At 68.5% G+C, this 8,456-nt stretch carries 7 protein-coding genes and 1 pseudogene; 4 read left to right on the top strand and 4 right to left on the bottom strand.

Going from position 1 to position 8,456, the window contains the following annotated elements; all coding sequences use genetic code 11:
- The 4 genes and pseudogenes from KHY18_RS09180 to KHY18_RS09165 all read left to right on the top strand — a co-directional run.
- Nucleotides 1–309 (top strand): annotated as a pseudogene (locus KHY18_RS09180) (DUF58 domain-containing protein); the annotation flags it as partial.
- Nucleotides 306–2,354: a transglutaminase TgpA family protein gene (locus KHY18_RS09175; RefSeq protein WP_213298356.1), complete on the top strand. Its 2,049-nt coding sequence runs from the start codon at nt 306–308 to the stop codon at nt 2,352–2,354. The pseudogene KHY18_RS09180 and the gene KHY18_RS09175, both read left to right, overlap by 4 nt.
- On the top strand, nt 2,351–3,439 hold the full coding sequence (gene mltB / locus KHY18_RS09170) for a lytic murein transglycosylase B (RefSeq protein WP_213298354.1): 1,089 nt from the start codon (nt 2,351–2,353) through the stop codon (nt 3,437–3,439). Before KHY18_RS09175 ends, mltB begins: the two co-directional genes overlap by 4 nt.
- A gap of 153 nt (nt 3,440–3,592) precedes the next feature.
- Entirely contained in the window at nt 3,593–4,003 is a 411-nt protein-coding gene (locus KHY18_RS09165) for an Hsp20/alpha crystallin family protein (RefSeq protein WP_213298351.1), read from the top strand.
- Nucleotides 4,004–4,053: 50 nt separating this feature from the next.
- Here KHY18_RS09165 and KHY18_RS09160 read toward each other — a convergent pair whose 3' ends face one another.
- From KHY18_RS09160 to KHY18_RS09145, 4 genes are all read right to left on the bottom strand, one after another.
- On the bottom strand, nt 4,054–4,965 hold the full coding sequence (locus KHY18_RS09160; RefSeq protein WP_213298349.1) for a hypothetical protein: 912 nt from the start codon (nt 4,963–4,965) through the stop codon (nt 4,054–4,056).
- A 187-nt stretch (nt 4,966–5,152) separates the two neighbouring features.
- A complete protein-coding gene (locus tag KHY18_RS09155; protein WP_213298347.1) occupies nt 5,153–6,355 on the bottom strand; it encodes an ABC transporter permease in 1,203 nt (400 codons plus the stop codon).
- Nucleotides 6,355–7,113 (bottom strand): ABC transporter ATP-binding protein, encoded by a 759-nt coding sequence (locus KHY18_RS09150; protein ID WP_213298345.1) that lies wholly within the window; start codon nt 7,111–7,113, stop codon nt 6,355–6,357. The genes KHY18_RS09155 and KHY18_RS09150 overlap by 1 nt, the downstream gene beginning before the upstream one ends.
- Nucleotides 7,110–8,444 carry an efflux RND transporter periplasmic adaptor subunit gene (locus tag KHY18_RS09145; RefSeq protein WP_213298343.1) on the bottom strand — a complete coding sequence of 445 codons (1,335 nt, stop codon included), beginning with the start codon at nt 8,442–8,444 and terminating at the stop codon, nt 7,110–7,112. Before KHY18_RS09145 ends, KHY18_RS09150 begins: the two co-directional genes overlap by 4 nt.
- Nucleotides 8,445–8,456: the final 12 nt, after the last annotated feature.

Genomic DNA, 8,456 nt, shown 5'->3' with positions numbered 1-8,456 from the left:
CTCAAGCAGGTGGTGTGGAAAAAAGCCGCCCAGGCCTGGGCCACGGGCAATACGCTGGTGAGCCGCGACCGGCCTCAGGCCCAGCCCGGGCGCCTGTGGCTGGATCCCGCAGCGACCGGCCTGGCCGACACCGAAGCGCGCATCGCGCGGCTCACGGCCTGGGTGCTGGTCGCCGATAGCCAGGGCGTGCAGTGGGGGCTCGACCTGCCCGGCGCCGTGCGCCTCGCGCCCGACAGCGGCGCGGCCCACCGCGAGCGCAGTCTCGAAGCCTTGGCGCTGTACGCGCCGGCGCCAGGAAGCAAGCCATGACGCTGCGCACCCGCCTCAACGCCTTGCCGCGCGATGCGCGCGACACCTTGTTCCTGCTGGCCGTGGTCGCCTGGGTGATCGCCCCGCATGCCAGCCACCTGCCCTGGTGGACCTTGGCCCTGGCGCTGTGCCTGCTGGTCTGGCGCGGTCTGCTGGCCTGGCGTGCGCAGCCGCTGCCCGGACGCTGGGTCATGGCCGCGCTGCTGCTGCTGGCCGTGGGCGCGACCTGGCTCACGCATGGCAGCATCGTCGGCCGCGACCCGGGCGTGACGCTGGTCGTGCTGCTGCTCACGCTCAAGACGCTGGAAATGCGCGCGCGCCGCGACGCGCTGGTGGTGTTCTTTCTCGCGTTCTTCGCACTGCTGAGCCATTTCTTCTATTCGCAATCGCTGCCGATTGCCGCGGCCCAGCTGATAGCGCTGCTGGGGCTTCTCACGGCCGTGGTCAACGCCCATCTGCCCGTGGGCCGGCCGCCGCTGAGCGCATCGCTGCGCATCGCCGGCAAGCTGGTGCTCTGGGGCACGCCCGCCATGCTGGTGCTGTTCCTGCTGTTCCCGCGCATGGCGCCGCTGTGGGGCGTGCCTGGCGATGACCTCGCGGGGCGCAGCGGCCTGTCGCCCGACATGACCGTGGGCGAAGTCGCGCGCCTGGCGCTCGACGACAGCGTCGCGCTGCGCGTGCGCTTTGACACGCCGCAGCCGCCGCCGCGTTCCACGCTGTATTTCCGCGGCCCGGTGCTGTCGGTGTTCGACGGCCGGCAATGGCGCGAGACGCCGCGCTTCAACGCGGACACCTGGCAAGCCGATATCGAAACTGCGCAACTGCAGGTGAGCGGACCCGCCATATCCTACGAGGCCACGCTGGAGCCGCACCGCCGCCGCTGGCTGCTGACGCTGGACGCCGCGCCGGCCGCGCCCGAACTGCCGGGCCAGCGCACCTACATGACACCCCAGCTGCAATGGCTGAGCCAACGTCCCGTGACCGACGTGCTGCGCTACCGCGTGCAAAGCCATGTCGATTTCCAGCACGGCCCGCTGCAGTTCAGGCCCTCGCTCGCCGCCTATACCGTGCTGCCCGATGGCTCCGACCCGCGTACGGTTGCGCTGGCCGCGCAGATGCGCGCCGAGATGGGCCAGGCTGGCAATGCCCAGTTCGTCGAAGCCGCGCTCGCGCGCCTGCGCAGCGGCGGCTACCGCTACACGCTGGAGCCCGGCGTGATCGCGCTGAACACCGCCGATGACTTCTGGTTCGACAGCAAGCAGGGCTTTTGCGAGCACATCGCTTCGGCATTCGTGGTGCTGATGCGCGCGCTCGACATTCCCGCGCGCATCGTCACCGGCTACCAGGGCGGCGAAATCAACCCGGTCGACGGCTACTGGACCGTACGCAACAGCGACGCCCATGCCTGGGCCGAAGTCTGGATCGCCGGCCAAGGCTGGGTGCGCGTGGACCCGACGACGGCCGTCGCGCCCGGGCGCACAAGCGAACTGCAGCGCCTGTCGGCGCCGCGCGGCGCTTTCGGCCAGGCCATGGACAGCGTCATCGCTCCCGGCATGGTGCAACAGCTGCGCGCGGCATGGGAAGCGATGAACAACGGCTGGAACCAGTGGGTGCTGAACTACACGCAGACCCGCCAATCCGATCTGCTGCGCGAGCTGGGGCTGTCGGCGCCGTCTTGGCAGACGCTGCTGCAATGGCTCGCGGGCCTGGCCGCAGCGGCGGCCTTGGTCATCTGCGCCTGGCTGTGGCGCGAGCGCCGCACGCCGGCCGACGGCTGGCAGCGCCTGCTGCGCCAGGCCCACGCGCAGCTGTCGAAGGCCGGGCTCGATCTGCCCGCGCATGCCCCACCGCGCACGATGGCCTCGCAGGCCAGCGCACAATGGGGGACCGACGCGGCGGCAATCGCGGCCTGGCTGCTGCGCCTCGAGCGCCAGCGCTACGCCAGCCCCGCCGCCGATGCCCACCCGGCCCAGCACCTGTCCGAGCTGCGGCGCGAATTCAAATCCCTGACCTGGCCCCGCGCCAGTCGGCCCCAAGATCCATGAAAAGACTGCTTTCCACTGCCCTTGTCTGCCTCGCGGCCTGCACCACTTCCCTGACCCTCCCCGCTTTCGCCCAGACCGCGAAACATCGCAGCGCAGTGCAAGGCACGACGCCCTACGCCGAGCGCAGTGAAGCCATGCAGCTCGCGGCCGATATCGCCGCGCGCCGCGACCTGCCGCTGGACTGGGTACAGGCCACGCTGGGCCAGGCCCGCTTTCTGCCCCAGGTGCCGCGTCTCATGACGCCCGCGCCCCAGGGCACGGCGAAGAACTGGAACGCCTACCGCAGCCGCTTCATCGACCCGGTGCGCATTCGTGCAGGCGTGCGCTTCTGGCAGACCCATGCCGCGGCGCTGGCACGCGCCGAACGCGAATACGGCGTGCCCGCGGAAATCATCGTCGGCATCATCGGCGTCGAAACCGTCTACGGCCAGCAGATGGGCAACTTCCGCGTGATCGACGCACTCGCCACGCTGTCGTTCGACTTTCCCCAGGCCCACCCCCGGGCCGCGGCGCGCATCGAATACTTTCGCGGCGAACTCGAACAGTTTCTGAGCTTCACGCACCGCGGCGGCATAGACCCGTTCTCGCTGCGCGGCAGCTATGCGGGCGCGATGGGCCTGGGCCCGTTCATGCCTTCGAGCTGGGTCAAGTGGGCCGTCGACTTCGACGGCAACGACCACATCGACCTGTTCGCCAGCCCGGTCGATGCGATAGGCTCGGTCGCCAACTACTTCATCGCCCACGGCTGGAAGCCCGGCATGCCCACCCACTACCCGGTCGCGCTGGGCAGTACGCCCGAACAGATGGCCGAACTGCTGGGCCCCGATATCCTGCCGACGTTCAGCGCCGAACGCATGCTCGCGCTGGGCGCGCGCGTGCAGCCGCCCGGCGACACGCACAACGGCCCGCTGGCCCTGGTGGAGCTGCAAAACGGCGGCGCCGCGCCGCTGTACATCGCGGGCACCGAGAACTTCTACGCGATCACGCGCTACAACTGGTCGAGTTACTACGCGCTGTCGGTGATCGAGCTGGGCCAGGAAGTGCGCGCAGCGCGCGAAGCGGCACGCGCGCCGCGAGCGCGCTGAGCATCCGCGCGTTGCGCCTGAGCGCCCTTTTTCAAGGGCCAGGGTGCTGAAATATTCATCACTTTTTTTGCTTGAAATCCTGTGGGGGTGGCTGCATTTCTGAAGCAAGCGGCAGCCACATTGAGCGCCGCGCACCACCCAGGAGCTTCCGTGATGATTTTCACTGCACCCATGATTCGCCGTTCCAGCCAAGCTTTCCCGCGCGCCGCCGATCAGGCCCTGCAGCGCTTTTTGCAGTCCACGCTGACGCCTCCGCTCAATCGCCTGTCCGAAGCTTCGGCCTCGGCCAGCGCGGCCTTCACCGCCACCCAGGACGAGCAGGCCACCACCTTGCAACTCGATGTGCCGGGCCTGTCGCGCGAGCAACTGCAGCTGCGCCTCGAAGGCGCGCAAGTGCACCTGACCAGCGTCGAAGATGCGCCGCGCAAGGTGCAGCGGTCGTGGGAACTGGGCCACGAGATCGACGTTGCCGCAAGCAGCGCCAAGCTTGAAAACGGCGTGCTCACGCTGCGCCTGGCCAAGCTCGCGCCGGTCGACAAGGCCGTCACGCTGAGCATTCAGTAAGGCCCCCTGCGCGCCTGCCCCGGCCACCGCAATTGGCCGCGCGCAGGCGCTCAGTCCTGGCCCTGCACGGTCTGGATGCTGCTGCCTTCATGCTGCGCCAGCGCCGCCGCAGCCGCCGCAAAGCCGTTGGCCGAGTCGGTCAGGTTTTCCAGGCGCGTCAGCGGCGGCTGGGCGAACGCCGCCTCGGCGTAGCGACTGAGCAAGCCGCCGGCCGCGTCGGTCACGATCACCCCGCCCTCATGCCCTTTCATCGAGGCCTGGGCAAAGGCATCGAATGCGAAAAACACCAGATCCACGCCAACCACGCCTTGTCCCACGGAAAGCTTGTGTGCCAGCGACACGCCCGATTCGGGCAGACCGGCCATCTCATAGGCCGGCGTGAGCTGCAATCCCGCCGACTGCTGCGCCAGCCCATACCAGGGCCGCTGGCTGGGCACGAGCGCCGCGGGCGCATCGGCGCGCTGCGCCAGCCGCACGCCGCGCGCGTCCAGAAACACCCAGGACTCCATCGGTACGCCCGCATTCTCCGGCTTGCGCTCGATGGTGCGCAGCGCGAAATAGCTGCCCGGGGGCGCACCCAAGGCCGCCATCGCCTGCGGCATCTCGCGCAAGCCTAGAACCTCCAGCATTTCATCGTTGTCAAAGCCGATGTAAGCGCTTTGCAATTGGGGCTGGGCTTGCACCGTGGCCAGCAGCATCGCCATGACGCGCGCCCGGTCGATGCGCCCCGCGCCATCGATGCCGGTCAGCGGCAGCGAAGCCAGGAACTGCACGCTGCTGCCTGCATGGCTCAGCAGGTCCTGCAGCTTCTGGGCATTGCGCTGCGCCACCTGCGTGAACAGATCGCGCGCCGTCTCGTGCGCCGAGGCGCGCAGGCGCACCTGGGTCAGGCTGCCCACCAGCAGCGCCATCACCAGCAGGCACAGCGCCATCAACAGCGCGACCACCCATTGCAAGCGCATCCGGGGACTTTGAAAAAAGTGTGACATGGTGCGGGCGTGGGTTTGGAGTCAGCCCATTCTGAGAACAAATGCCCCAAACCAAAAGTCAAACATCTTCAGATGGCGGACATCGCATGCGCCAGCGGTTTTCCCATGAAAAAGCCCGGCACAGGCCGGGCTTTTTTGCGAGACAGACTTGCGCCGGATCTCACTCGTGGCGCAGCGCCTCGATGGGGTCCAGCCGCGCCGCGCGGCGCGCGGGAAAGTAGCCAAAGACCACGCCTATGCCCGCCGAGAACACGAACGACAGCAGGTTCACGCTCACGTTGAACACATAGGGCACGCCCATCACGCCGGCAAGAATCACCGAGGCGATGGTGGCCAGCGCAATGCCTATCAGCCCGCCCAGCGCGGCCAGCACCACGGCCTCGATCAGGAACTGCAGCAGCACTTCGCGCTCCAGCGCGCCGATAGCCAGCCGCAGGCCGATCTCCCGCGTGCGCTCGGTCACGCTGACCAACATGATGTTCATGATGCCTATGCCGCCCACCAGCAGGCTCACGCCCGCGACCGCGCCCAGCAGCATGGTCATCACCTGGGTCGTGCCCGACAGCGTATCGGCCAGCTGCTTGGTATCGAGGATGTTGAAGTTGTCCTCGTCCGCCGGCGCCAGCTTGCGCAGTTCGCGCAGCAGCTGGCGCAGGCTGGCCTTGACGCGCTCGGGCTCGCTGCCGTCGGCCATCGACACCAGCAAGGTGTTGATGCGCTTGGAGCCGGTGATGCGCCGCTGCAGCGTGTTCAGCGGCACCAGCACCATATCGTCCTGGTCGTTGCCGAACGCGCCCTGGCCCTTGGAGGCCAGCACGCCAATGATTTCACAGGAGAACTCGCGCACCCGCATCAGTTCGCCCATGGGGTCGGCGTTGCCGAACAGTTCGCGCTTGACCGTCGAGCCGATGATGCAGACCGCCGAACCCGCACGGATTTCCTCGGGCGTGAACTCGCGGCCCGTGGCCAGTTGCCAGTTGCCGGTCTTGAGCCATTCATTGGTGCTGCCGATCACGCTGCTCGACCAGTTGCGTCCGCCCGCGACCACGGTCGCCGTCGCCCGCCCTTCGGCCGCGACCGCATAGATGCCGCCGATCTGCTGGGCGATCGCATCGACGTAGGTGTCCTTGAACGTGGGCGCGCCGCCGCTGCCCGGGCCCATGCGCTGGCCGGGGCGTATCTGCAGCAGGTTGGTGCCCAGGCCCGAAATCTGGTTCTGCACCGCGAGGGTCGCGCCATTGCCCAGGGTCACCATGGTGATCACCGCGCTCACGCCGATCACGATGCCCAGGATGGTCAGAAAGGAGCGCAGCAGATTGCGCCGTATGGAGCGCAGCGCCAGCAGGATGGAACTCAGAAACATCAGTGCGCCTCCGTCGGCAGGGCCAGGCCCTGCTCACGCGCCAGCACCACCGGTGCCGGATTGAGCGTGTCGGTATCGAGCCGGCCGTCGACAAAGCGCACGATGCGCCGCGCATAGGCGGCCATGTCGGGCTCGTGCGTGACCATCAGCACCGTGATGCCCAGGTCGGCATTGAGGCGCCACAGCAGCTCCATGATTTCATTGCTGCGCTGGCTGTCGAGGTTGCCCGTGGGCTCGTCGGCCAGCAGCACCACGGGTTCGGTGACGATGGCGCGCGCAATGGCCACGCGCTGCTGCTGGCCGCCCGAAAGCTCGGCCGGCGTGTGGTGCTCCCAGCCGTTGAGGCCCACGGCCGCAAGCGCCTTCTTCGCCGCCGCATGGCGCTTGGCCGTGGGCTCGCCGCGGTACAGCAGCGGCAGCTCCACGTTCTCCAGCGCCGTGGTGCGCGCCAGCAGGTGAAAGCCCTGGAACACGAAGCCGAAGAACTGGCGCCGCAGCAGCGCGCGTTCGTCGCGCGTGAGCGTCTCGACATGCGCTCCCTTGAACAGATATTCGCCCGTCGTCGGGCGGTCAAGGCAGCCCAGCATGTTCATCGCCGTCGACTTGCCCGAACCGCTGGGGCCCATGATGGCGACGAAGTCGCCCTGGGCGATGTCCAGGTCCACGCCCTTGAGCGCCTGGAATGCCAGCCGCCCTTCGCCATAGACCTTGGTGATGTTGCGCAGGCTGATCAGCGGATGTTCAGCGCCGGCCGTCATTTCGTGCTCCCGGAGCGCTGGTCGGTGATCACCGCCATGCCGGGCTGCAGCGTTTCGCTGCGCACTTCGGTCATGCGGCCGTCGCTGATGCCCGTGACCACCTTGACGGCCTGGGCCTTGCCCTCTTCGAGCACCCAGACTTCACGCGGAATGTCGCCGCCGTCGGTCTTGGCACCGGCGCCGCCGCGGCGCTGGCCGCCGCTGCCGCCAGGGCGTGGGCCGCGCGGCATCAGCTGTCCCATGATGCCGCCGCCGCTGCCTTCGCGCGCCGCGGGCGCCGCTCCCGGCACGCTGGGCGTGAAGCGCAGCGCGGCGTTGGGCACCAGCAGCACGTCCTTGCGCTCGGTCGAAGTGATCGTCGCCGCGGCGGTCATGCCGGGGCGCAGGCTCAGGTCTTCATTCGCGACTTCGAGCGTGGCGATATAGGTCACGACGTTGTCGGTCTTGGTCGAGCCATAGGCCACGCGCTTGACCAGCGCCGGGTAGCTGCGCGAAGGATAGGCACTGACCGTGAACGAGGCTTTTTGATCGGGCAGCACGGTGCCGACATCGGCTTCGTCGACGCTGACTTCGAGCTTGAGGCGCGACAGGTCTTCGGCCAGCGTGAACAGCGTCACGGCCTGCAGCGAAGCGGCCACGGCATTGCCGGGATCAACGGCACGCGTGAGCACCACGCCGTCGATGGGCGAAACGATGGAGGCCTTGGACAGATTGGTCTGGTCGGTCGACAGCGCGGCGCGCGCGTCCTGCACCGTCGCGGCAGCGGCCTTCTCGTCGGCGATGGCGCGCTCCAGCGTGGCGCGGCCGGTGTCGAGTTCGGCGGCCGACGGCACCTTGCCGCCCGAAAGGCGTGCGACCTCTTCAAGCCGGCCCAGATTGGCGCGCGCTTCCTTGGTCGTCGCCTGGGCCTGCGCCACCCGCGCCTGGGCCGAGGCCAGCGATGCGCTGGAGCGCGCTACCTGGGCACTGAGCTTGGCGGTGTCGAGTTCGACCAGCACCTGGTCCTTCTTCACGCGGTCGTTCACATCGACGCGCACATTGCGCACCGTGCCCGACAGTTCGCTGCCGATATTCACCTGGCGCGTGGGCACCAGCGTGCCGTTGGCCGCGACGGTGAGGCGCAGATTGCCGCGCTTGACTTCCTGGCTCACGTACTGCGGCAGCGCGCGCGCGGCCTTCACGGACTGCCAGTAGGCCAGGCCCGCGCCCGCGGCCACCAGCACGGCGACGCCGGCCCAGACCGACGTGCGGCGCCACCAGGGGCGCGAGACCGTTGCGCCGAGCAGCGCTTCCTTGCTGGTCACGGATGTAGGTTCTTGTTTGTTGTTCATTGGCGTGATCCG

This window comes from Acidovorax sp. CCYZU-2555 (assembly GCF_018413525.1).
Classification (GTDB): Bacteria; Pseudomonadota; Gammaproteobacteria; order Burkholderiales; family Burkholderiaceae_C; genus Comamonas.
This window is presented reverse-complemented; position numbering and strand designations above follow the sequence as displayed.

Bases quoted from the DNA above. Each gene is read 5' to 3' on its own strand.
- KHY18_RS09175 (WP_213298356.1), top strand. From the start codon at position 306: ATGACGCTGCGCACCCGCCTCAACGCCTTGCCGCGCGATGCGCGCGAC.
- mltB (WP_213298354.1), top strand. From the start codon at position 2,351: ATGAAAAGACTGCTTTCCACTGCCCTTGTCTGCCTCGCGGCCTGCACC.
- KHY18_RS09165 (WP_213298351.1), top strand. From the start codon at position 3,593: ATGATTTTCACTGCACCCATGATTCGCCGTTCCAGCCAAGCTTTCCCG.
- KHY18_RS09160 (WP_213298349.1), bottom strand. From the start codon at position 4,965: ATGCGCTTGCAATGGGTGGTCGCGCTGTTGATGGCGCTGTGCCTGCTG.
- KHY18_RS09155 (WP_213298347.1), bottom strand. From the start codon at position 6,355: ATGTTTCTGAGTTCCATCCTGCTGGCGCTGCGCTCCATACGGCGCAAT.
- KHY18_RS09150 (WP_213298345.1), bottom strand. From the start codon at position 7,113: ATGACGGCCGGCGCTGAACATCCGCTGATCAGCCTGCGCAACATCACC.
- KHY18_RS09145 (WP_213298343.1), bottom strand. From the start codon at position 8,444: ATGAACAACAAACAAGAACCTACATCCGTGACCAGCAAGGAAGCGCTG.